21 protein-coding genes, 2 tRNA genes and 1 pseudogene are annotated in these 21,108 nt (G+C 66.3%); 11 read left to right on the top strand and 13 right to left on the bottom strand.

Annotated elements, in window-relative coordinates:
* A partial coding sequence (locus tag VFW69_RS14250; protein ID WP_526502162.1) for an enoyl-CoA hydratase/isomerase family protein occupies positions 1 to 570 on the top strand: 570 nt, incomplete at its 5' end.
* 39 nt (positions 571 to 609) lie between these two features.
* On the opposite strand, the gene VFW69_RS14245 is transcribed toward VFW69_RS14250, so the two are convergent.
* The 8 genes from VFW69_RS14245 to VFW69_RS14210 form a co-directional block, all read right to left on the bottom strand.
* A complete protein-coding gene (locus VFW69_RS14245; protein ID WP_526502161.1) occupies positions 610 to 1,776 on the bottom strand; it encodes a 2-oxo acid dehydrogenase subunit E2 in 1,167 nt (388 codons plus the stop codon).
* Positions 1,773 to 2,828 carry a 3-methyl-2-oxobutanoate dehydrogenase subunit beta gene (bkdB, locus tag VFW69_RS14240; protein WP_526502160.1) on the bottom strand — a complete coding sequence of 352 codons (1,056 nt, stop codon included), beginning with the start codon at positions 2,826 to 2,828 and terminating at the stop codon, positions 1,773 to 1,775. The genes VFW69_RS14245 and bkdB overlap by 4 nt, the downstream gene beginning before the upstream one ends.
* Before the next feature lie 9 nt (positions 2,829 to 2,837).
* On the bottom strand, positions 2,838 to 3,920 hold the full coding sequence (gene pdhA / locus VFW69_RS14235; RefSeq protein ID WP_526502159.1) for a pyruvate dehydrogenase (acetyl-transferring) E1 component subunit alpha: 1,083 nt from the start codon (positions 3,918 to 3,920) through the stop codon (positions 2,838 to 2,840).
* A 242-nt stretch (positions 3,921 to 4,162) separates the two neighbouring features.
* Complete coding sequence (locus VFW69_RS14230; protein WP_526502158.1) at positions 4,163 to 4,984, bottom strand: HpcH/HpaI aldolase/citrate lyase family protein; 822 nt, start codon at positions 4,982 to 4,984, stop codon at positions 4,163 to 4,165.
* Positions 4,981 to 5,478 (bottom strand): MaoC family dehydratase, encoded by a 498-nt coding sequence (locus tag VFW69_RS14225; RefSeq protein ID WP_526502157.1) that lies wholly within the window; start codon positions 5,476 to 5,478, stop codon positions 4,981 to 4,983. The genes VFW69_RS14230 and VFW69_RS14225 overlap by 4 nt, the downstream gene beginning before the upstream one ends.
* A 46-nt stretch (positions 5,479 to 5,524) precedes the next feature.
* Positions 5,525 to 6,691, bottom strand: coding sequence for an acyl-CoA dehydrogenase family protein (locus tag VFW69_RS14220; RefSeq protein ID WP_526502156.1), 1,167 nt, complete (start codon positions 6,689 to 6,691; stop codon positions 5,525 to 5,527).
* Complete coding sequence (locus VFW69_RS14215) at positions 6,688 to 8,703, bottom strand: acetyl/propionyl/methylcrotonyl-CoA carboxylase subunit alpha (protein ID WP_526502165.1); 2,016 nt, start codon at positions 8,701 to 8,703, stop codon at positions 6,688 to 6,690. The genes VFW69_RS14220 and VFW69_RS14215 overlap by 4 nt, the downstream gene beginning before the upstream one ends.
* A 5-nt stretch (positions 8,704 to 8,708) precedes the next feature.
* A complete protein-coding gene (locus VFW69_RS14210) occupies positions 8,709 to 10,295 on the bottom strand; it encodes a carboxyl transferase domain-containing protein (protein WP_526502164.1) in 1,587 nt (528 codons plus the stop codon).
* Between the two features lie 195 nt (positions 10,296 to 10,490).
* Here VFW69_RS14210 and VFW69_RS14205 point away from each other — a divergent pair, with 195 nt between their 5' ends.
* Both VFW69_RS14205 and VFW69_RS14200 read left to right on the top strand, forming a co-directional pair.
* Positions 10,491 to 11,147, top strand: a complete 657-nt coding sequence (locus VFW69_RS14205; protein WP_526502155.1) for an SACE_7040 family transcriptional regulator — start codon at positions 10,491 to 10,493, stop codon at positions 11,145 to 11,147.
* Between the two features lie 63 nt (positions 11,148 to 11,210).
* On the top strand, positions 11,211 to 11,984 hold the full coding sequence (locus tag VFW69_RS14200) for an MmpS family transport accessory protein (protein ID WP_526502154.1): 774 nt from the start codon (positions 11,211 to 11,213) through the stop codon (positions 11,982 to 11,984).
* Between the two features lie 17 nt (positions 11,985 to 12,001).
* Here the strand turns inward: VFW69_RS14200 and VFW69_RS14195 are convergent, their stop codons facing one another.
* Positions 12,002 to 13,354 carry an MFS transporter gene (locus VFW69_RS14195; protein WP_526502153.1) on the bottom strand — a complete coding sequence of 451 codons (1,353 nt, stop codon included), beginning with the start codon at positions 13,352 to 13,354 and terminating at the stop codon, positions 12,002 to 12,004.
* Positions 13,355 to 13,422: 68 nt separating this feature from the next.
* Between VFW69_RS14195 and cmrA the strand changes: the two genes are divergently transcribed.
* Positions 13,423 to 14,229 (top strand): mycolate reductase, encoded by an 807-nt coding sequence (cmrA, locus tag VFW69_RS14190; protein WP_526502152.1) that lies wholly within the window; start codon positions 13,423 to 13,425, stop codon positions 14,227 to 14,229.
* A gap of 3 nt (positions 14,230 to 14,232) precedes the next feature.
* Here cmrA and VFW69_RS14185 read toward each other — a convergent pair whose 3' ends face one another.
* Positions 14,233 to 15,813, bottom strand: a complete 1,581-nt coding sequence (locus VFW69_RS14185; RefSeq protein WP_526502151.1) for a helicase HerA-like domain-containing protein — start codon at positions 15,811 to 15,813, stop codon at positions 14,233 to 14,235.
* A gap of 119 nt (positions 15,814 to 15,932) precedes the next feature.
* Here VFW69_RS14185 and orn point away from each other — a divergent pair, with 119 nt between their 5' ends.
* Both orn and VFW69_RS14175 read left to right on the top strand, forming a co-directional pair.
* Positions 15,933 to 16,580 (top strand): oligoribonuclease, encoded by a 648-nt coding sequence (gene orn / locus VFW69_RS14180; RefSeq protein WP_526502150.1) that lies wholly within the window; start codon positions 15,933 to 15,935, stop codon positions 16,578 to 16,580.
* 54 nt (positions 16,581 to 16,634) lie between these two features.
* Positions 16,635 to 16,710, top strand: a tRNA-His gene (locus VFW69_RS14175).
* 120 nt (positions 16,711 to 16,830) lie between these two features.
* On the opposite strand, the gene VFW69_RS14170 is transcribed toward VFW69_RS14175, so the two are convergent.
* Positions 16,831 to 18,042 (bottom strand): Ig-like domain-containing protein, encoded by a 1,212-nt coding sequence (locus VFW69_RS14170; RefSeq protein WP_526502163.1) that lies wholly within the window; start codon positions 18,040 to 18,042, stop codon positions 16,831 to 16,833.
* Between the two features lie 214 nt (positions 18,043 to 18,256).
* On the opposite strand from VFW69_RS14170, the gene VFW69_RS14165 reads away from it, so the two are divergent.
* The 4 genes and pseudogenes from VFW69_RS14165 to VFW69_RS14150 form a co-directional block, all read left to right on the top strand.
* Positions 18,257 to 18,406: a hypothetical protein gene (locus VFW69_RS14165; RefSeq protein ID WP_526502166.1), complete on the top strand. Its 150-nt coding sequence runs from the start codon at positions 18,257 to 18,259 to the stop codon at positions 18,404 to 18,406.
* Positions 18,407 to 18,480: 74 nt separating this feature from the next.
* Positions 18,481 to 18,556 (top strand) — tRNA-Lys (locus tag VFW69_RS14160).
* A gap of 140 nt (positions 18,557 to 18,696) precedes the next feature.
* Complete coding sequence (locus VFW69_RS14155; RefSeq protein WP_526502149.1) at positions 18,697 to 18,963, top strand: hypothetical protein; 267 nt, start codon at positions 18,697 to 18,699, stop codon at positions 18,961 to 18,963.
* Between the two features lie 4 nt (positions 18,964 to 18,967).
* A pseudogene (locus VFW69_RS14150) lies at positions 18,968 to 19,315 on the top strand (DUF3556 domain-containing protein); the annotation flags it as partial.
* Here the strand turns inward: VFW69_RS14150 and VFW69_RS14145 are convergent.
* The gene (locus VFW69_RS14145) at positions 19,302 to 19,529 is read right to left on the bottom strand and encodes a DUF3618 domain-containing protein (RefSeq protein WP_526502148.1); all 228 of its coding nucleotides are present in this window, start codon (positions 19,527 to 19,529) and stop codon (positions 19,302 to 19,304) included. The pseudogene VFW69_RS14150 and the gene VFW69_RS14145 sit on opposite strands and share 14 nt — an antisense overlap.
* A gap of 103 nt (positions 19,530 to 19,632) precedes the next feature.
* Here VFW69_RS14145 and bcp point away from each other — a divergent pair, with 103 nt between their 5' ends.
* Positions 19,633 to 20,106 carry a thioredoxin-dependent thiol peroxidase gene (bcp, locus tag VFW69_RS14140; protein ID WP_526502147.1) on the top strand — a complete coding sequence of 158 codons (474 nt, stop codon included), beginning with the start codon at positions 19,633 to 19,635 and terminating at the stop codon, positions 20,104 to 20,106.
* Here bcp and VFW69_RS14135 read toward each other — a convergent pair.
* A partial coding sequence (locus tag VFW69_RS14135; RefSeq protein WP_526502146.1) for a cytochrome P450 occupies positions 20,107 to 21,108 on the bottom strand: 1,002 nt, incomplete at its 5' end.

Below are 21,108 nucleotides of genomic sequence, written 5' to 3'. Positions count from 1 at the left end.
CGCTACCATCCCGGCACCCAGATGGCCGCGCAGCTGGACGACATCGGCTGGGTGGGCAACTTCCTGCTCGCCATACGCAAGCGCTGCGACAAGCCGGTGGTCGGCGGCATCAACGGCGCGGCGGTGGGCGCGGGCCTGAATCTGGCCCTGGCGGCCGATGTGCGCATCGCCGGACCCGCGGCCGTGTTCGACGCGCGATTCCAGAAGCTGGGGCTGCACCCCGGCGGAGGTGCGACGTGGATGCTGCAGCGGGCGGTCGGCCCGCAGGTCGCCCGGGCGGCCCTGTTGTTCGGGATGCGCTACGACGCCGACGCCGCTGTGCGGCACGGCTTGGCGCTGACCGTAGCCGAGGATCCGGTCGCTGCGGCGCTGGAGCTGGCCGCCGGTCCGGCGGCGGCTCCGCGGGACGTGGTGCTGGCGACCAAAGCCACCATGCGCGCCACCGTCAATCCCGGATCGCTGGACAACGAGCAACATCAGCTCGCCATGCGCGCGGAGCTCGCGCCGCAGTCCCAATCCATCCAATCACCGGACTTTGCACAGCGTTTGGCCGCAGCGCAACGCAGGTAGGCAGTGGCGCGCCGTACCGCCACACTCCTAAGGCGAGACCTACAGATCCAGCAGTGCGGTTTCGGGCGACTCGATCAGATCCCTTAACTCGCAGACGAATTGGGCCGCTTGCGCACCGTCCGCGATGCGATGGTCGAACACACACGTCAACGACATCGTCGGGCGCGCGACGATCTGGGTGCCCACGACCACGGGCCGCGGCCTGATCGCACCCATGCCGAGTATGGCGGCGTCGGGATGGTTGATCACCGGCACACCGTCGTCCACGCCCAGGGCCCCAAAATTCGTCACGGTGAACGTCGAGCCCCGCAACTCCCCCGGCTCCAGGCTGCCGGTACGCGCACCGGCGATCAACTCGGCTGCCCGGCCGGCCAGTTCGCGGGTCGTCTTGCTGTGGGCGTCGGCGATGACCGGGACCAGCAGCCCACGTTCGGTGGCCACGGCGATGCCCAGGTGCACACGATGCTCGACGCGCACCTGCGGTCCCTGCGGCGAGTCGACCCACGTCGAATTCAATATCTCGTTGTGGCGCAACGCGATGACCAGCAATCGCAACACGAGCACGAAGGGCGTTATTGTCTCCTCCCTCGAAAACCGGTCCGACAGTCGGACCAGCTCGGTGCAACCGACGTCGACACTGACCTTCGCTGCCGGGATCTCCTTGTGCGACAGAGTCATTTTCTCGGCCATCCGGGCCTGCACACCCCGGACTGGCCGAACATCGGCGCCATTGCCCTTCCCACGAGCCGCCGACAGCACGTCCTCCCGGGTGATGATGGCGCCGGCGGCGTGCCGCACCGAGTTGAGGTCCACCATCAATTCTTTGGCCAGCTTTCGCGCCGGAGGAGCGGCGAGCGGACGGGCGGGGCGCCGGCTGGTGTCGATGCCGGAGTCGGCACCATAACCCACCAGCGTGGGCACGGCGGTTTCGACCGCCGGCAGGTCACCGCTGAGCGCCGCCGTGTCGATCTGCAGCAGCACTGCCCCCACCTTGACCACATCGCCTTCGGCGCCGTTCCTTTCGACGATCCGCCCCGCGTACGGGCTCGGAATTTCCACCTCGGCCTTGGCGGTCTCCACCGTGCACAGCACCTGATTGAGCTCGACATCGTCACCCAGCGCCACGTGCCACTGCGTCACCGTGACTTCTTCCAGTCCCTCGCCGAGGTCGGGAACCCGAAACGACTTGATCCGCCCGTCGCTCATGGCTGCGCCAACACGCGTTCGACGCAATCCAATAGCCGGTCGGGACCGGGCAGCCACCACTTCTCCAGCCGCGCCGGCGGGTACGGGGTGTCGAATCCGCACGCACGCAACACCGGCGCCTCCAGCTCGTAGAACAACTCCTCCTGAATGCGGGCGGCCAAACCGGCTCCGTACCCTAGGCTTCGTGGGCCCTCGTGCATCACCACGCAGCGTCCGGTCCGGTGGATCGATGAGGCGACGGTATCGAAGTCCAGTGGCACCAGGGACCGCAGATCGATGACCTCCAGGCTCCAACCACGTTGCCGCTGCGCCTCTTCGGCGGTGCCGACCGCGGTGCTGACCAAGCTGCCGTAGGTCACGACGGTCACGTCGGTGCCGGGCCGGCGCACCATCGCCTGCCCGATCGGCGGTTCGGGCCGGGTGAAGTCGACCAGGCCGCGTCGCTGATACCGGCGCTTGGGCTCCAAATACATGACCGGGTCCGGGCAGGTGATCGCGTGGCGCAGCAGCCAATACGCGTCAGCCGGACTGGACGGCACCACGACCTTCAAGCCGGCGGTGTGTGCCCAGTACGACTCGGTGGAATCCGAATGATGCTCGGCGGCACCAATCCCCCCAAAAGAGGGGATGCGGACCGTCACCGGCATGTTGATTTCGCCGCGGGTGCGGGTGCGATACTTCGCCAGGTGGCTGACCACCTGATCGAAAGCGGGGTAAGAGAATCCGTCGAACTGGATTTCGGGTACCGGTACAAAGCCGCGCAGCGCCAGGCCGACCGCGATCCCGACGATGGCGGACTCCGCGAGTGGCGTGTCAAAGCAGCGGTTCTCGCCGAACGCCGCGGCCAGTCCCTCGGTTACGCGAAACACTCCTCCCTCCACCGAGACATCCTCGCCGAATACCAGCACCCGATCGTCGGCGACCATCGCGTCGTGAAGCGCGCGGTTGAGCGCCTTGACCATGGTCAACGACTGAGCGCCGAGCGCGATGTCCTGCAGTGCCGCGGTGAGTGTTTCGTCATGGCCGGCCGGACGATCAGCGAGCTGAGTCATAAACGCCTCTCAATCACTTCGGTCGAGTTCGGCCCGCAGCTGCCGCCGCTGCGCCTGTAGTCCCGGTGTGATTTCGGCGTACACCGACGTGAACACCTCGTCGATGTCTATGTCGGGCGCGTCGAACACCGCGTCGCGCAATTCGGCCCGCATCCGCTTCGCGCGGCCAACAACCCTTTCCTCCAACCGTTCCGACCATAGGCCCTGGCCTTGCAGGTAGGTGCGGTACCTCGCGATCGGTTCCAGCGCCGTCCAATGGTCGACTTCGTCCTGTGTCCGGTATCGACTCGGATCATCGGATGTGGTGTGCGGGGCCAAGCGATAGGTGACCGCCTCGATCAATGTCGGGCCGCCGCCGGCGCGGGCCCGGGCGGCGGCCTCGGCCGTCACCGCGTAGCAGGCCAGCACGTCATTGCCGTCCACCCGAATTCCGGGCATTCCGTAACCAATCGCTTTGTGCGCCAGCGACGGTGCGGCGGTCTGTTTGGATATCGGCATCGAGATCGCCCAGTGGTTGTTCTGCACGAAGAACACGCAGGGCGTGCTGAACACGGCCGCGAAGTTCAGCGCCTCGTGCACGTCTCCCACGCTGGTGGCGCCGTCGCCGAGAAAGGCCACCGTCACCGAATCCTCGCCCAGGCGTTGGGCAGCCATCGCCGCGCCCACGGCGTGCAGGGTCTGGGTGCCGATCGGAATCGACAGTGGCGCGCAGCACTTTTTGGTGAAGTCCAGTCCGCCGTGCCAGGTTCCGCGCCACGCGGCCCCGACGTGTCCGGGCGGGATGCCGCGCACCAAAAATGCTCCGAGTTCCCGGTATTGGGGAAACAACCAGTCCGTCTTGCGCAGGCACGCCACGGCGCCAACCTGTGCGGCTTCCTGACCGTGGCAGGAGGCGAACAGCCCCAGCTCGCCCTGCCGCTTGAGATTGACGAATTCGCCGTCCAGCTCGCGGGTGATCACCATCATCTCGTAGAGCCAGCTCAGTGTCTCCACGGGAAGCTCACGGCTGTAGCGGTTTTCGGACGTCGGTGAACCATCGGGCGCGACGAGTTGCACCGGCTCGAGATCGACAGTCATCGGCGTCGAAGACATCTGCGCCACACGCCTCCCTCGTCGGGTGCCCGTGGCCCCGTGACCACAGCGGGTCCCGGCAAACGGTCAGCCGGAACCTACCGCGAGCGGAGACGATCGCCAGTTACCCGAAAGGCTTCGCTCGCCGCGACACTGACGTACTCACCATTATGCGCTCAAATGGGAAGAGACCGGGTTGATCGCGAAGACGGCGCAGCGTGTCGCGCTTTGGCGCCGGGCCCCGTCCGGTGGTCGTGCAGCCGTCACTCAGGGACGGTCTCACCCGCCCTGCGCAACGTCATGTGCGCGTGTTTGAGCACCGGTGAGTCGACCATTTGTCCCTCGAACGCGAAGACTCCGCGCTCGGACCGCGCCGCCGTCAACACCCGTCGTGCCCAGTCCAGTCGCTCGTCGGTGGGGCGATACGCCTCGCGCACTACCGGGATCTGGCTCGGGTGGATGCACACGGTTCCGCCGAAGCCCAGCGCGACGGCGTCCTCGGCCTCCTGCCGCAAACCGTCGAGATCCAGGATGTCCAGGTGCACCGCGTCGAGCGCAACCCGACCGAAGGTGGACGCCGTGAGCAGGGCGGTCGACCGCACGTGATGGGCGACGTCACGGTAGCTGCCGTCGGCCTTTCGGCTGGAGCTACCGCCGAGCATAGCGACCAGGTCCTCGGCGCCCCACATCAGCGCCACGATGCCCTGTGCCGCCGCGATTTCGGTGGCGAATACCGCCCCCCGCGGCGTCTCCAGCAGCGCGATCACTTCGCGTGGCGCGAGCGCCATCACCTGCGCGGCCGATTCGGTCTTGGACAGCATCACCGTCGTGTACGCGGTGCCGGCCAGGGCTTCGAGATCGAGGGGGTATTCCGCCGTGTCGGCCGCGTTCACCCGCACCACGGTGCGCTCGGGGTCCAGCGGTGTCTCCTGCAGCGCCTTGCGCGCCGCGGACTTATCCGCCTCGGCCACGCCGTCCTCGAGGTCGAGGATCACCACATCGGCGGCAGCGGCGGCCTTGGCGAATCGCTCGGGGCGGTCGGCCGGGCAGAACAGCCATCCGGGACCAGCGGCCTGCAGGTTCACGTGGTCTCCCGGTTGCTTGGGCGCATCTGCACCAGCGTGGTGCGCACGGCACGCGCGACGACGTCGCCGTGCTGGTTGCGTCCCGTGTGCTCGAGGGTGACGATGCCCTCGCCGGGCCGGCTTTTCGATTCGCGCTTGCCCGTACACACCGTCTCCGCGTAGAGGGTGTCGCCGTGGAAGACGGGCTTGGGGAAAGACACCTCGGAGAAGCCCAGGTTGGCCACGATGGTGCCGAGCGTCAACTGCGACACCGACAGCCCGACCAGCGTGGAGAGGGTGAACATGGAGTTCACCAATCGCTCGCCCCGAAAGCCGGGCTGTTCGGCGGCCCAGGCCGCGTCGAGGTGCAGCGACTGGGTGTTCATCGTGAGCGTGGTGAACAAGACGTTGTCGGCCTCGGTGACCGTGCGGCCGGGCCGGTGCAGATAAGTCGTGCCGATCTCGAATTCCTCAAACCACAAGCCGCGCTGCACAACCGACTTGCCTTCCGTCATGAGTGCCGCTCCGCATCGCTTCGCTCAGCGTCGTCGCCGGCGCGCGTCATGACAGCCCCAGCGATCGCGCGATGAGCATCAACTGCACTTCGGTCGTCCCTTCACCGATCTCGAGTATTTTGCTGTCGCGGTAATGCCGCGCCACCGGATATTCGTTCATGAAGCCGTAGCCGCCGTGGATCTGGGTTGCGTCGCGGGCGTTGTCCATTGCCGCTTCTGAGGCGATCATCTTCGCGATTGCCGCCTCCTTCTTGAAGGGCTTGCCCGCCAACATCTTTGCAGCCGCATCGTAGTAGGCGGTGCGCGCCACATGGGCACGCGCCTCCATCCGCGCGATCTTGAAGCTGATCGCCTGGTAGGCGCCGATCGGCTGGCCGAACGCCTGGCGTTCCTTGGCGTACTTGACGCTTTCGTCGACGCAGCCCTGCGCCGCCCCGGTCGCCAGCGCGGCAATCGCGATGCGGCCCTCGTCCAGGATCGACAGGAAACCCGCGTAGCCGGTGCCCCGGGCACCCAAGAGGTTCTCCTCCGGGACGCGGACATCGTCGAAGCTCAACGGGTGCGTATCCGACGCATTCCAGCCGACCTTGCTGTACACCGGTTCGACGGTGAATCCCGGCGTGCCGTTGGGCACAATGATCGACGAGATCTCTTTTTTGCCGTTCGCGGCGGTTCCCGTGACGGCGGTGACGGTGACCAATGTGGTGATGTCGGTGCCGGAGTTGGTGATGAATTGCTTGCTGCCGTTGATCACCCAGTCGCCGTTGTCGAGGCGGGCCGTGGTGCGGGTTCCTCCGGCGTCCGAGCCCGCTCCGGATTCGGTGAGTCCGAAACCTGCGAGGGCGCGGCCGGCGGTCAAGTCCGGCAGCCACTTCTGCTTCTGCTCTTCGGTGCCGAACCGGTAGATTGGCATCGCGCCGAGGCTGGCGCCGGCCTCCAGGGTGATCGCCACCGACTGGTCGACCTTGCCGAGTTCCTCGAGCGCCAGCGACAGGGCGAAGTAGTCACCGCCCATGCCTCCGTACTCCTCGGGGAACGGCAAGCCGAACAGGCCCATCTCCCCCATTTTGGCGACGACCTCGTACGGGAAGCTGTGCTCCTCGTCGTGTGTGGCCGACACCGGAGCGACCACGGTGCGCGCGAACTCGGCGACCGTGTCGCGAAGATCCTCGTATTCCTTGGGCAAAGTCCCCGCGGTGATGGAAGTGGTCATGACGCGTCCTTACTCGAATCGGCTGCCGCGCTGGACTCTTCGGGCACCAGTCGAGCCAGCACTTGGTCCACCGTCACCTGATCACCAACGGAGACCAGTACTTCCACCTTTCCGGAGACCGGTGCGGCAAGCGAGTGTTCCATTTTCATCGCCTCGACGACGACCACCACGTCACCCTCGGAAACGTCGGTGCCCGAGGATACCTGAACCGCGATCACGCTGCCTGGCATCGGACTGACGATCTCGGCCCGCTGCGCGCCCGCGGCGCGGTGGATTTTGTTTTCCTCGGCTTCACGCAGGTGCCAGGTGCCTCGCTCGTCGGCGATCCACAGGTGCCGGTCGGCTTCGGCCCAGCGGTAGTCCCGGCGCACACCGTCCAGCGTCATGGTCATCCGCGTCGGCTCGACTTGCACGGCGGCGGAACGGGTTTCACCCTCGCCGATCTGTACCGTGGCTGCTTCGGGCATCCCCCGCACCGACACCGTCTCGCTGCGCAGCGGGGTGCGCATGTCGGTGCGGACCGGCGCCGGGCTGCCGCCGACCCGCCATCCGGTCGGCGCCGCCCAGGGATTGTCGCCGAAGCGGCGAGCGCGGAAAGCCAGGGCCGATTGCCGATAGAGGCCGGCCGCCGCGAGCACGTCATCGGGAGCCGGCCGTGGAGCGAAGTCCGCCAGGCGCTCGTCCAGCAGCGCGGTGTCCAGATCGCCGGCCTGCACCCGCGCGTCGGCGAGCAGGAATCGGAGGAACTCGATGTTGGTCTGAACACCCAGGATTACGGTTCGGCTTAACGCCCGGTCGAGTTTCGCCAGCGCCTCGCCGCGGTCGGTTCCGTGGGCGATCACCTTGCTCAGCATCGGGTCGTAGTCGCTGCCGACAAGCGTGCCCGTCAGCAGCGAGGAGTCGACCCGCACACCGTCACCGGACGGCTCGGAAACCTGCAGCACCCGTCCACCGGTAGGCAGGAAGCCGCGCGCCGGATCCTCGGCGTACACCCGGGCCTCGACGGCGTGCCCGCGCAATCCGATGTCGTCCTGGGCGAACGCCAGCTTCTCGCCGGCGGCCACTCGCAGCTGCCACTCGACCAGGTCCAGCCCGATGACCGCTTCGGTGACCGGATGCTCAACCTGCAGGCGGGTATTCATCTCCATGAAGAAGAACTCGTCGGGCCGGGCGGCGGAGACGATGAACTCGACCGTGCCCGCGCCGACGTAATCAACGCTGCGTGCGGTATCGCAGGCGGCCGCCCCGATGCGCGCCCGCGTCGCCTCGTCAAGCAAGGGCGAGGGTGCCTCCTCGATCACCTTCTGATGGCGGCGCTGCAGGCTGCACTCACGCTCGCCGAGGTGCACGATGTTGCCGTGCGTGTCGGCGAGCACCTGCACCTCGATGTGCCTGGGCCGCAACACAAATCGCTCCAGAAACAGCGTGTCGTCACCGAAGGACGAAGCGGCCTCCCGCCGCGCCCCCACCAGCGCCTCGCGCAGCCGGCCCGGTTCTTCCACCAACCGCATGCCCTTGCCGCCGCCACCCGCCGACGGTTTGATCAGCACCGGGTATCCGACCTCGTCGGCGGCCGCGACCAGCTCGTCGTCGCTCAGCCCGGGCTTGGCGACACCGGGTACCACGGGGACGTCGAAGGCTGCGACCGCGTTCTTGGCGGTGATCTTGTCGCCCATCACCTGGATCGCCCGGGCGGGCGGCCCCAGGAACACCACTCCGGCTCGCTCGCAGGCGGTCGCGAAATGGGCGTTCTCGGAGAGGAATCCGTACCCCGGATGGATCGCTTGAGATCCGGTGCGCACGGCCGCCTCCACGACCTTGTCGATGTTCAGATAACTCTCGCGTGCCGCGGCGGGCCCCAGCCGCACCGCTTCGTCGGCTTCGAGCACGTGTCGCGCGCCGTCGTCGGGATCGCTGTAGACGGCGACCGAGCGGATGCCCAGCCGACGCAGGGTTCGGATCACCCGCACCGCGATCTCGCCGCGGTTGGCCACTAGAACGGTCTCGAACACTGCACTCACATCCGAAAGACGCCGTAGGAGACCGGTTCCAGCGGTGCTTGGGCGCACACCGAAAGAGCCAGCCCGACAAAGGTTCTGGTGTCAGCGGGATCGATGATCCCGTCGTCCCACAGCCGAGCCGTGGAGTAATAGGGGTTGCCCTGACTTTCGTATTGTTCGCGAATGGGAGCCTTGAACGCCTCTTCCTGGTCGGCCGACCACGGTTTGCCGGCGCCGGCGAGTTGCTCGCCGCGCACAGTGGCCAGCACCGATGCGGCCTGTTCGCCGCCCATCACCGAGATGCGGGCGTTCGGCCACATCCACAAAAAGCGTGGCGAATACGCCCGGCCGCACATCGAATAGTTGCCCGCCCCATAGGATCCACCTATCACAACGGTCAGCTTGGGCACCCGCGCGCAGGCGACGGCGGTGACCATCTTGGCGCCATGCTTGGCGATGCCGCCTGCCTCGTAGTCGCGGCCGACCATGAAGCCGGCGATGTTCTGCAAGAACAGCAGCGGTATCTTGCGCTTGTCGCATAACTCGATGAAATGCGCACCCTTCAAGGCGGATTCGCTGAAGAGAACGCCGTTATTGGCCACGATCCCCACCGGGTGGCCGTGAATATGGGCGAAAGCGGTCACCAGCGTCTTGCCGTAATTGGCCTTGAATTCGCTCAATTCGCCGCCGTCGACCAGCCGCACGATGACCTCGTGGACGTCGTAGGGCACCCGCGGGTCGGGCGGCACCACGTCGTAGAGCTCCGTCTGTGCGCACGTGGGCGGAAGCGGGGACCGCACGTCCCACGGGCTGGGCTCGCGCGGGCCGAAGGTGGCCGCGATCGCGCGGACGATCCGCAGGGCGTGCTCGTCGTCTTCGGCGAGGTGGTCGGTGACACCGGAAACCCGGGAATGCAGGTCGCCGCCGCCGAGATCCTCGGCTGACACGATCTCCCCGGTCGCCGCCTTGACCAAGGGCGGACCACCCAAGAAGATCGTGCCCTGCTCGCGGACGATGACGGCCTCATCGCTCATCGCAGGCACGTAGGCGCCGCCGGCCGTGCACGATCCGAGCACCGCCGCAACTTGCGGAATTTCCTTGGCGCTCATGGTCGCCTGGTTGTAGAAGATGCGGCCGAAATGCTCGCGGTCGGGGAAGACCTCGTCCTGCCGCGGCAGAAACGCGCCCCCGGAGTCCACCAGGTAGATGCACGGCAGCCGATTCTGCAGCGCCACCTCTTGGGCGCGCAGATGCTTTTTGACCGTCATCGGATAGTAGGTGCCGCCCTTGACCGTCGCGTCGTTGGCGACGATCACGCACTCGCGGTCCGACACGCGGCCGATGCCGGTGATGATCCCGGCTCCGGGCGACTCGTCGCCGTACATGCCGTCCGCGGCCAGCGGTGAGAGCTCCAGAAACGGGCTGCCCGGGTCGAGTAGGCGGTCGACCCGTTCGCGGGGCAACAACTTGCCGCGGCTGACGTGACGTTCCCGTGCGCGCTCGTTTCCGCCGAACGCCGCCGCCGCCAGCTTGGCGTTCAACTCACCCACCAGCCGGCGGTGCTGATCGGAGAACGACGCCTCGGCCTTGGCGGGCGAGGTCACCACGTTGTCCATCGCCGCAGCAGCCTCCTTGCCGTCGTGCGGTCGGGTTTTTGAGTTAATGCCCATTAACTCAAGAGGTGAGAATACCATCGTCACCGTTGCCGGTCCAGGCAGGACCACACTCGCCCAAGAGCACGAGTTAATCACGAATAACTCGTGCTAGGTTAGGGCCAATTGACCAAACGGAGGTCCGTCATGACAGCGTCCGCCTCCGAGGGCCAGGCCGGTCCCGCTGACGCTCCAAATCGCCGGAGCCAGTTGAAGTTTGACCGCCGCTTGCAATTGCTTTCCGCCGCCGAACGGCTGTTCGCCGAGCGCGGTTTCCTCGCGGTTCGGCTGGAAGACATCGGTGCGGCCGCCGGGGTCAGCGGTCCGGCCATCTATCGCCATTTCCCGAATAAGGAGTCGCTGCTGGTCGAGTTGCTGGTGGGCATCAGCACCCGGCTGCTCGCCGGCGCCCGGCAGGTGCAGACCGACAGCACGGATGCGGCCGCAGCACTGGACGGGCTGATCGACTTCCATCTGGACTTCGTGTTCAACGAACCCGACCTGATTCGTATCCAGGATCGCGACCTCGCGTACTTGCCCCAGGCCGCCGAAAAGCAGGTGCGCAAATCCCAGCGCCAATATGTCGAGGTCTGGGTGGGGGTGCTGCGAGAGCTGAACCCCGAACTCGCCGAGGCCGATGCCCGGCTGACCGCGCACGCGGTGTTCGGCCTGCTGAATTCGACACCGCACAGCATGAAGCCCCCCGATAGTGTGCGCAGCAAGTCCCTCCGCGCGGAAAGGTCGCGCACCGTCATGCGGGCGATGACGGTGGCCGCACTCGCGGCGGGAAATCAATGCCCGTGAGCTCCCCGTCGTAAGCTGACTCAGGCCTTTAACACCGAGTCCAGGTACCCTGCAAGCCATGAGGTGGACATGAACGATTCACGTCCCACCGAGCGGTTTCCTACACCGCAGCCGGGGCCACAGCAGCCGAGGTATTCGCCCTCCGCTGACCCCGCATACGCCGACCAGACGCCCTACGCGCAGAGCTACGGCGGGACGACGTCGCCCTGGGCGCCCACCCCGAACGAGACGAACACCACCAAGGAGCTGCCGGCGTACTGGCAGCAAGACCTTCCTCCGTCGGGCGACATGCCGACGGGCATCGCTCCCCCGCCGCCGGGCGGCCCGAAATCGTCGCGATGGTTGTGGATCGGCGCCGGCGCGGCGCTGCTGCTGGTCGTCGCCTTGGTGATTGCGCTGGCGCTGGCGAACGACGCCATCAAGACCCAGACCGCCGTCCCGCCGTTGCCGGCGATGCCGGAGCCGAGTTCGGAGACGCCGACGACGACGCACAGGTCACCGTCGCTCATCCCGGCCCCGATACCGCCGACCAGCGTCCCCGAGTTGCCGCCCGAGACGACCGGGCCGGCCGCGATGCAAGACGTCGTCTACACCGTCTCGGGTGAGGGTCGCGCGATCAGCATCATGTACATCGATACCGGCGGCCTCATCCAGACCGAATTCAATGTCGCGCTGCCCTGGAGCAAAGAGGTCAGCCTGTCGAAGTCGGCTAGCCACCCGGCCAACGTCACGGTCGTCAACATCGGCCACAGCGTCACCTGCACGCTCACAGTCGACGGGGTTCAGGTCAGCAAGCGCGTCGGCGGCGGTCTGACGATCTGCGACACTCGCGGCTAGCCCCAACCTCCAGCCGGCTACGGCGTCTCGGCTGCGGGTTCGGCTACCGCGGCGGTGCGCAGCGGAACCCGGACCGCCAGCATCGCCAGCAGTCCGGCGATCAGCACCAGCGAAATTCCGCCCAGGCCGGCTCGCACGGCACCGAAGACGTCGACGAATAACGAGAACAGCCACGGCGCCACGAATGCCACCGCCCGCCCGGTCATGGTGTAGAGACCGAACGCGACCCCTTCCCTGCCGTGTTTGGCCATGTGCAGCAGCAGCGCGCGCGACGAGGACTGCGACGGCCCGATGAACATGCACAGCAGCAGCCCGCACACCCAGAAGGCCACCGGTCCGGACAGCGCCATCAAGGTCAGTCCCAAGACGACGATCGCAAACAGTGACGCCACGATGACGGGCTTTGATCCGACGCGGTGGTCGACGAACCCACCCAGCACCGCGCCCACCGCGGCGATCACACTGGCCGCCACCCCGAAGATCAGCACGTTGGCCTGCGAGATGCCGTACGCGTTGACGCCGAGCACCGCACCGAACGCGAAGATCGCCGCCAGCCCGTCCCGGAAGAGCGCGCTGGCGAACAGGAAGTAGACCAGGTTGCGGTCGCGCCGCCATTCCGCGCCGACCTCGGTCCACAACTTGCGATAGCCACCCAGCATGCTCGTCGGCCGGCGGCCCTCCGACGATTCGGTCAGCCGGTGCGCGACGAACAGCAAGGGCAACGCCAGCACCGCGAACCAGATCGCAGCCACCACCATTGCCTCACGGACATATAGCCCGTCCCGCAGGGGAACTCGCAGCAGGCCGCGTGTCGCATTGGGCCCGGTGCCGGATCCGGAGATGAAGCCGGTGTAGATCACCAGCAGGAGCAGAACGCTTCCGACATAACCCGCCGCCCAGCCGAATCCGGATATCCGCCCGGCCGTCTGTGGCGTCGAGAGCTGACGCAGCATGGCGTTGTACGGGACGCTGGCCAGATCGCCGCAGGCCGCCGTCGCGCCCAGCAGCACCAGACCCGCCCACAGGTAGCCGGGGCGCTCACGGATGAAGAACATCAGGCAGGTCAGCGTCACCGCCGCAGCCGTCAGCACACTCAGCGCCACCCGCCTGCGATGCGCGGACTCCACCCATACGCCGACGGCGGGCGCGAGCACGGCGACGGTCAGCCCGGCGACGGCCGCCGCACGGCCCAGCCAGCTCGCGGGCGTGGTGGGGCCGGATATCCCCACTCCAACGCTACTGGTCAGGTAGACCGAGAAGACGAACGTCGCCACGATCGCGTTCAGACCGGTCGAGCCGCAGTCCCAGAGCGCCCACGCCACCACACGCGATCGCGCCGGGGTGGCGGAACGCGACTCCGGCTGGCTCATGCCCGGCACTCTATAGGCGCTCGCGATCGCCTGCGGGCCGCGTTTGGACCGATGTCTACGATTGGCGCATGCCGCTACCCGCTCCAAGCCCCGAGGCGCGCGCCGTTGTCACCGGAGCTTCGCAGAACATCGGTGAAGCGCTCGCCACCGAACTCGCCGCACGCGGACACAACCTGATTGTCACCGCGCGCCGCGGAGACCTGCTCAAGGACTTGGCCGCTCGCCTGACCGACAAGTACGGCGTCACCGTCGACGTGCGTCCCGCCGACCTGGCCGATCCGGGGGAACGCGCGAAGCTGTGCGACGAGCTGGCCGCCCGGCCCATCTCGATCCTGTGCGCCAATGCGGGCACCGCGACCTTCGGCCCGGTCGCCACGCTCGATCCCGCCGGCGAAAAGGCCCAGCTGCAGCTGAATGTCCTTGGGGTGCATGACCTTACGTTGGCGGTGCTGCCGGGAATGGTCGAGCGTGGGTCCGGCGGGATCCTGATTTCCGGTTCGGCGGCAGGCAATTCGCCGATCCCTTACAACGCTACCTATGCGGCCACCAAGGCCTTCGCGAACACCTTCAGCGAATCGCTGCGCGGCGAGCTGCGCGGATCCGGTGTCAATGTGACGCTGCTGGCGCCGGGCCCGGTGCGCACCGACCTGCCCGACGAAACAGAGTCCTCGATCGTCGAGCGGCTGGTGCCGGATTTCCTGTGGATCTCGACCGAGCACACCGCGCGAGTATCGCTGGATGCGTTGGCACGCAACAAGATGCGCGTCGTTCCGGGCCTGACGTCGAAGGCCATGTCGGTGGCCAGCGGGTACGGTCCGCGCGCCATCGTGGCGCCCATCGTGGGCGCGTTCTACAAGAAGCTCGGCGGCGGGTAGGCGCTATTTCCGGCGGCGTCCGGAACCGAAGATGCCTTTCACCGCTTCGCGTATCGCGGTGTTGATGCCGCTTTTCACGGTCGGGTTCTGCAGGACTTCCTCCCACATGGAGGGCCCTTTGGTGCCCTTCGGCTCGGCCGGCTCCGGCATCGGTGGAACCGGCTCGTTCGGCGGGACCGGCGGGTATTCGGACCGGGTTTGCGGCGGCTGTGGCGCGGATTGGGCTTGTGGATCCTGCGGACCGGACTGGGGCTGCGCGGGTTGGGCAAGCGTCTGACCGTACTTCGCCTGCAGCGGACTGTTTTTCGCCGCGGCCACGATCGCATCGTTGCCGATCGATGCCATCAGCGAGCGGGGCACCCGCATGCGGGTCCACGCGACCGGCGTCGGTGCGCCCTTCTCGGATAAGACGGTCACCACCGCCTCGCCGATTCCCAGCGACGTCAACGCCGACTCCAGGTCGTAGACATCGGTTTTCGGGTAGGTGCGAACGGTCTTGCTGAGCGCCTTCTGGTCGTCGGGTGTGAACGCCCGCAACGCGTGCTGAATCCGCGCACCCAGCTGGGAGAGGACGTCATTGGGCAGATCGGTGGGCAACTGGGTGCAGAAGAACACCCCGACACCCTTTGAGCGGATCAGCTTCACGGTCTGCTCGACCTGCTCCAGGAAGGCCTTGGACGCGTCGGCGAACAACAGGTGCGCCTCGTCGAAGAAGAAGACGAGCTTCGGCTTGTCCACGTCGCCGACCTCGTCCAGTTGGGTGTACAGGTCGGCGAGCAGCCACATCAGGAAGGTAGAGAAGATAACGGGACGCACCGACTGACCGGTGAACTCGAGCAGCGAGATGATGCCCTGGCCCTGGTCGTTGGCGCGCAGCAGATCGTTCGGGTCGAGCTTGGGCTCGCCAAAGAAAGTGTCCCCGCCCTCGGCATCGAGGTTCACCAGCGCCCGCAGGATGACGCCCGCCGTCGTCGCCGACACGCCGCCCAACGATTTCAGGTCTTCCTTGCCCGCATCGCTGGTCAGATAGCCGATGGCACTGCGTAGATCATCCGTGGTGACCAGCCGACGATTTCGATCCTTCGCCCAATGGAAGATCAGCCCCAGCGTCGACTCTTGAGTAGCGTTGAGCCCCAACACTTTCGACAGCAGAACCGGGCCGAAGCTGTCGACGGTCGCGCGGATCGGCACGCCGATTCCCTTGGTGCCCAACGACAAAAACTCGGCCGGAAACCCCGTCGGCTCCCAGTTGTCGCCGGTGTCTTTGGCCCGCGCGGCGGTCTTGTCATTACCTTCGCCGGGCCTGGCCAGCCCGGACAGGTCACCCTTCACATCGGCCATCAGCACGGGGACGCCCGCGGCGCTGAGCTGCTCGGCGATCAGTTGCAGCGTCTTGGTCTTGCCGGTTCCGGTGGCCCCGGCCACCAGGCCGTGCCTGTTGATGGTGGCCAGCGGAATGCGGATCTGGGCCGTCGGATCGGCCGCGCCGTCGATGACGACCGTGCCCAATTCCAGTGCCTGGCCGTCGACGGCGTAGCCGTCGGCGATCCGCGTCGCGGCCGTGGCCGCTGAATCGGTGCTCATCGTGCTGCGCCCCTCTTCCCCGATGATTCGGCATGCAGTTCGGCAACGCTCACCCTACTTCTCCAGCTCATCCGGGGGCAGGTCCGGCGCGGGCGTCACCTCGGCCTAGTCTGAGCGCTGTGCGAGACGAATTGGTGTGGATCGACTGCGAGATGACCGGGCTTGATCTGGGCTCGGACAAGCTGATTGAGATCGCGGCGCTGGTGACCGACGCCGAATTGAACGTTCTCGGCGACGGTGTCGACGTGGTGATCCATGTCGACGACGCCGCGCTCGCGGCGATGGGCGACGTGGTCACCGAAATGCACAAGCGCTCCGGGCTGACCGACGAGGTGCGGGCATCCACCGTCGACCTGGCGACCGCCGAGGCGATGGTTCTGGATTACATCGGCGAACACGTCAAACAACCCAAAACCGCGCCGCTGGCCGGCAACTCCATCGCCACCGACCGCGCCTTCATCGTGCGCGACATGCCCGCCCTGGACTCGTTCCTGCACTACCGCATGATCGATGTGAGCTCGATCAAAGAACTCTGCCGGCGCTGGTACCCGCGGATTTACTTCGGTCAGCCGGTCAAGGGGCTGGTCCACCGCGCACTGGCCGACATCCGTGAGTCCATCCGCGAGCTGCAGTTCTACCGGCAGACGGCATTCGTGCCGCCGCCGGGGCCGTCTACCAGCGAAATCGAGGCGGTGGTCGCCGCCCTCGACGGCGGAAAAGACGCACCGGGGCCAAACGATTCGGCCAGCGCGCCGCCAACCGGCTAGTATCGACGTCGCCGCTCGTTGACCGTCACCGTGCGAAGGTTGGCTGCGGCCGTGGTGGGTGTAGTTCAGTTGGTAGAGCGTCAGGTTGTGATCCTGAATGTCGCGGGTTCGAGTCCCGTCACTCACCCCACAAGGTCAGGGAGCATCGCCGCTCCCTGACCTTTTACTCAGGTAGCCCGGATCTGCCCACCGATACCGCGTTCATGACGCGCAGTCGCGACAACCAGCAGAAGCTCGACGGACCGGTCCGTCAGGTGTTGGCGTTGCCCGCTTTCCACTGCGCCCAGGGGATGTTCCAGTCGCCCAGGCCCTCGATCCCCGGCAGCGTCGACCCGACCGTATGCACCACCTCAACAATGTCGCCGCTCTTGCTGTGGTCGTAGAACCACTCGGCGTTGCTCGGACTCACGTTGAGGCATCCGTGGCTGGTATTGGTGTGGCCTTGGGCGCCCACCGACCACGGCGCCGAGTGCACGAAGACGCCGCTGTAGGACATCTGGGTAGCCCAGTCGACTTCGGTGCGATATCCGTTGGGCGAGTTGACCGGAACACCATAGGTCGAGGAATCCATGATGATGTGCTTGAACCGCCCACCAATGATGTAGACGCCGTTGGCCGTCGGGGTGCTGTCCTTGCCCATCGACGTCGGCATGGTCTTGACGGCATCACCGTTCACCCGCACGGTCACCGTCTTGGTGGTGTCGTCGGCCGTCGAGATCACCTCGTCACCGATGGTGAAGTGCGTCTTGACGTTGTCCTCGCCGAACATCCCGTCGCCCAGGTCCACCCCGTAGGTGTTGACCGCCACGTCGATGGTGGTCCCCGACTTCCAGAAACGCTCTGGGCGCCAACGAACTTCGCGGTTGTTCAGCCAATAGAAAGCGCCCTCCACCGGAGGGTTGGTGGTGATGTTGATGGCTTTTTGGGCCGCCGCCCTGTTCGCGATGTTCTCGTCGAAGCGGATCGCCACCGGCTCACCGATGCCCACCACGTCGCCGTCGGACGGGCTGATGTAGGGCATGGTCAGGTGCGCGGGTGAACTGGTCTCGAACGTCATCTGCTTGTTGGCCGCCCCACCCAGTCCGGTCGCCTTCGCGTTCAGGGTGTAGCGCCTGTTGTAGCCGAGCTGCTCGGTGGTCGACCAACGCAGGCCGTCGGGGCTCAACTGCCCACTGATCGACTTTCCGTTCTCGTTGACCATGGTGACCGACGCGAGCACGCCGTCGGCGACGGTCACCGTCACGGGCGCATCCACCGTCACACCGACGGCGCCGTCGGTCACCGAGGCGGTGAGCTTTGGGACCAGCAAGTCTGCCAGTGGCGTCCCCTTGTCGAAGATGACCTTCGCCGGTGCCGCCGCGTGGTCGTCGTTACAGGCGCCACTGAACACGGCAATCGGAACAATCACGACCACCAGCCACGATCGTCGCCTCCGCAAACGCGCCATCCAGTGACCTTCCATATGATTCTCTAGTTGGTCACCGCTGACCAGCGAGGTAGCTGCAGGCATTCTAATGGCTTTTGCCGACACTCCCATGCGAACGCGAGCCGGGGCGGCCGATCGGTGTCGCCACCGCAATGAATTCGTCATGCAGGCGAGGTCCAGAGCCCGCCGAGGACCCTATTACGCCGGCTAGCCGATCTCTTCGTGCAGCCGTGTCTGGGCCCTGTCGCGGGTGCTGACGGCCTCGACGCGCGCGAGTTTTAACGATGGTTCCCAGCTTGCCCGCGCCAACCGCATCACCCAGGTGCACCAGGGCGCGCTGGGCGAACTCGACGCCGCCTTCAGCACCGACCGGACGCCCTTCTGCGGCACGGTGTTGTGACGAGAACCCGCGAGATTTCACTCCGCGGCGGGACGCCTGTTATTGTCGCCTACGCGGTCTCGGTCCGACCACAAGCGCCGTTAGCTCAGTTGGTAGAGCAGCTGACTCTTAATCAGCGGGTCCGGGGTTCGAAACCCTGACGGCGCACCAGCCCACCGAATATTTCGATATTTGGTGGCTTACCATCCAATTGGGGGTTCACCCGATGGGTAACGATCTCCGAGAAATCCTTTCCCAGTGAAACCCGCGAGCCCTACCATCTCTGCGACGGGGTTTTCCAGAGGGGACTTGTGAAAACGGAGCTGAAGTGGGTCGAACCCCACGAGGGCCACTTCCATGCCAACATCGACGACCGCAGCGAGTATCGAGTCCATGCGGTCTCGACGGGCGGCTTCCGCGCCGAGCGTGTCGATGACGGCTTGGTGCACCATGACCTGGGCCGGGCAGGCACCGCCGCCGACGCGCAGGCGATCTGTCAGGACCTGCACACCCGGGCCATGCGGCGCGCCGCGTGGGAGGCTTACATGGCCGAGAACGACCCGCCGGGCTGGGAGTAGCCGACTGGCGCACCGGGCAATGGCCGACTATGACGAGGCCGACTACAACCTGTGTGAGGGCGAAGTCCTGTGCGCAATGGTTCTCTGCTGGAATTTCGGCGACGGGCACATGCACAACGAATGCCTGATCGAGGCGCTGCAGCAGCGGTGCGGGTTCGAGCCGGGCGAGGTGCGGGTCGTCACCCTCGACGCCCAGCCCATCCACCAACAGCGGCAGGAATACCGGCTGGTCGATGCGGCGACGGGCGAATTCGAACGCGGCTACTGCGACGTCGACGACATGGCCACCAACCAGCCCAGGGCCGACGACATTCCGGTGTACGTCCAGACCGGTCGCGTCACCGATTCCTGACGCGGCGTACCGCCACCACCACGACGAGGGCCCCGACCCCGGCCAGTGACGCCAGGACCACGGGCTTCTGCACGAATCCGATCACCCGGATCTTCAGGTCGTCGGCGAGGCGCCGGGGGTTGGCGCGGTCGGCAAGCGAGTCGACGGTGGCCGCCAGCTGGTCACGGGCGACGTCGATGTCCTGCTTGATGGCTTCGGGGTCCCGGTCCGCCATGTGTCCTCCAAGTCGCCCACTATCCAGCTCCTACACCTGCCCGAACTACCCTAGATCAGCTGGCGGTAACCCCAACGCTCCGGTGAACAGAAAGGTACTTACCTTGACCGAGACCACGCGGCTTGCACCGGGCGACAAAGCGCCCTCCTTCAGCCTGCCCGACGCTGACGGCAACAAGGTGTCGCTTGGCGACTACAAGGGGCGTCGCGTCGTCGTGTACTTCTACCCGGCCGCGTCGACGCCGGGATGCACCAAGCAGGCGTGCGACTTTCGGGACAGCCTGGCCGAGCTCAACGGTGCCGGCCTCGACGTCATCGGGATCTCCCCCGACAAGCCCGAGAAGCTCGCCAAGTTCCGTGACACCGAGAAGCTGACGTTCCCGCTGCTGTCCGACCCCGACCGCAAGGTCCTGGCGGCCTATGGCGCCTACGGCGAGAAGCAGATGTACGGCAAGACAGTCACCGGCGTCATCCGCTCCACCTTCGTGGTCGACGAGAAGGGCAAGATCGCCGTCGCGCAGTACAACGTGAAGGCGACGGGCCACGTCGCCAAGCTGCGCCGCGATCTGTCGGTGTAGTCAGTCGCCGATGACGGCTGCCTCGTGGTAGTCGGTGATCGGCCGCGCGACCCCCTGTTCGTCGCAAACCCGCTGCAGCTTCTCCAGCGTCTCGTCGATCCCCGAGCCAAGCCGCCTGCCGGGCGTGAAGGTCGCCGGAAGGTGCTGCATGCCCTGGATCACGCCGACCGTCGGATAGTGCACGGTGCCCTCGGGTTCGCAGCGGTAGTCGGGCATCCGTCCGAGCACCGCCGTGAGCATCGACTTGAACACCACGCGCGCGACGTTAGACCCGATGCAGCGGTGAATGCCGAGCCCGAAGCTGAAGTGCCGGTTGTTCTTACGACCGAGGTCCAATCGATTCGGATCGGGGAATACCGCGGGATCGCGGTTGGCCATCGCCCAGGACAACCACAGGCGATCGCCCTCCTTGAATTGTGTGCCCGCCATTTCGAGATCGGCGGCGATCGTGCGACCGTCCCCGGGAGCGGGCGTGAAGTAACGCAGGAATTCCTCGGTCGCCGAGTCGAGCAGCGTTTCCGATTCGCGCCTCAGCAGTTCGCGCTGCTCGGGATGCTCGGCCAACCATTCGAGTGCGTGCGCCGTCAGCGCCGTCGTCGTGTCAAAACCCCCGCCGATGATCAGGCCGAGCATTCCAAGCAGTTCGCTGTCGGGGGCGGGTTCGCCGTCGATTTTCAGTCTTGCCAATGCGTCCACCAGGCCGGGGCGTGGGTACTCGCGGATCTCGAGGAGGTGGTTGAACAGGTCCATTCCCATCGCCAGCGTCTGCTCCAAAACCTTTGGGGCTTCCGGGGAATCGGCGGGCGTGTAGACGTTCGCGTGGGCCGGCTCGCAATAGAGCCGCCACTTCTTCAGGGGAACGCCCATCATGGCCAGAGTCAGGACGGCTGGCACGACGTTCGCGAGATCGTCGACGAAGTCGATCCGCCCGACCTCGATTTTCTCGTCGATGCTCGCCCGGACGATCTCGTCGACAAATGGCTTCCAGCGCTTGACGGCTGC

Source organism: Mycobacterium sp. (genome assembly GCF_036273375.1).
GTDB lineage: Bacteria > Actinomycetota > Actinomycetes > Mycobacteriales > Mycobacteriaceae > Mycobacterium.
Note: the sequence above shows the minus strand (reverse complement) of the source record. Positions and strands in the feature narration are given on the sequence as shown.

What these genes read in the sequence shown, in the direction of transcription:
- VFW69_RS14205 (WP_526502155.1), top strand. Translation starts at nt 10,491, where the DNA reads ATGACAGCGTCCGCCTCCGAGGGCCAGGCCGGTCCCGCTGACGCTCCA.
- VFW69_RS14225 (WP_526502157.1), bottom strand. Translation starts at nt 5,478, where the DNA reads ATGACGGAAGGCAAGTCGGTTGTGCAGCGCGGCTTGTGGTTTGAGGAA.
- VFW69_RS14185 (WP_526502151.1), bottom strand. Translation starts at nt 15,813, where the DNA reads ATGAGCACCGATTCAGCGGCCACGGCCGCGACGCGGATCGCCGACGGC.
- VFW69_RS14245 (WP_526502161.1), bottom strand. Translation starts at nt 1,776, where the DNA reads ATGAGCGACGGGCGGATCAAGTCGTTTCGGGTTCCCGACCTCGGCGAG.
- cmrA (WP_526502152.1), top strand. Translation starts at nt 13,423, where the DNA reads ATGCCGCTACCCGCTCCAAGCCCCGAGGCGCGCGCCGTTGTCACCGGA.
- VFW69_RS14145 (WP_526502148.1), bottom strand. Translation starts at nt 19,529, where the DNA reads ATGGCGGACCGGGACCCCGAAGCCATCAAGCAGGACATCGACGTCGCC.
- VFW69_RS14170 (WP_526502163.1), bottom strand. Translation starts at nt 18,042, where the DNA reads ATGGAAGGTCACTGGATGGCGCGTTTGCGGAGGCGACGATCGTGGCTG.
- pdhA (WP_526502159.1), bottom strand. Translation starts at nt 3,920, where the DNA reads ATGTCTTCGACGCCGATGACTGTCGATCTCGAGCCGGTGCAACTCGTC.
- VFW69_RS14195 (WP_526502153.1), bottom strand. Translation starts at nt 13,354, where the DNA reads ATGAGCCAGCCGGAGTCGCGTTCCGCCACCCCGGCGCGATCGCGTGTG.
- bkdB (WP_526502160.1), bottom strand. Translation starts at nt 2,828, where the DNA reads ATGACTCAGCTCGCTGATCGTCCGGCCGGCCATGACGAAACACTCACC.
- VFW69_RS14220 (WP_526502156.1), bottom strand. Translation starts at nt 6,691, where the DNA reads ATGACCACTTCCATCACCGCGGGGACTTTGCCCAAGGAATACGAGGAT.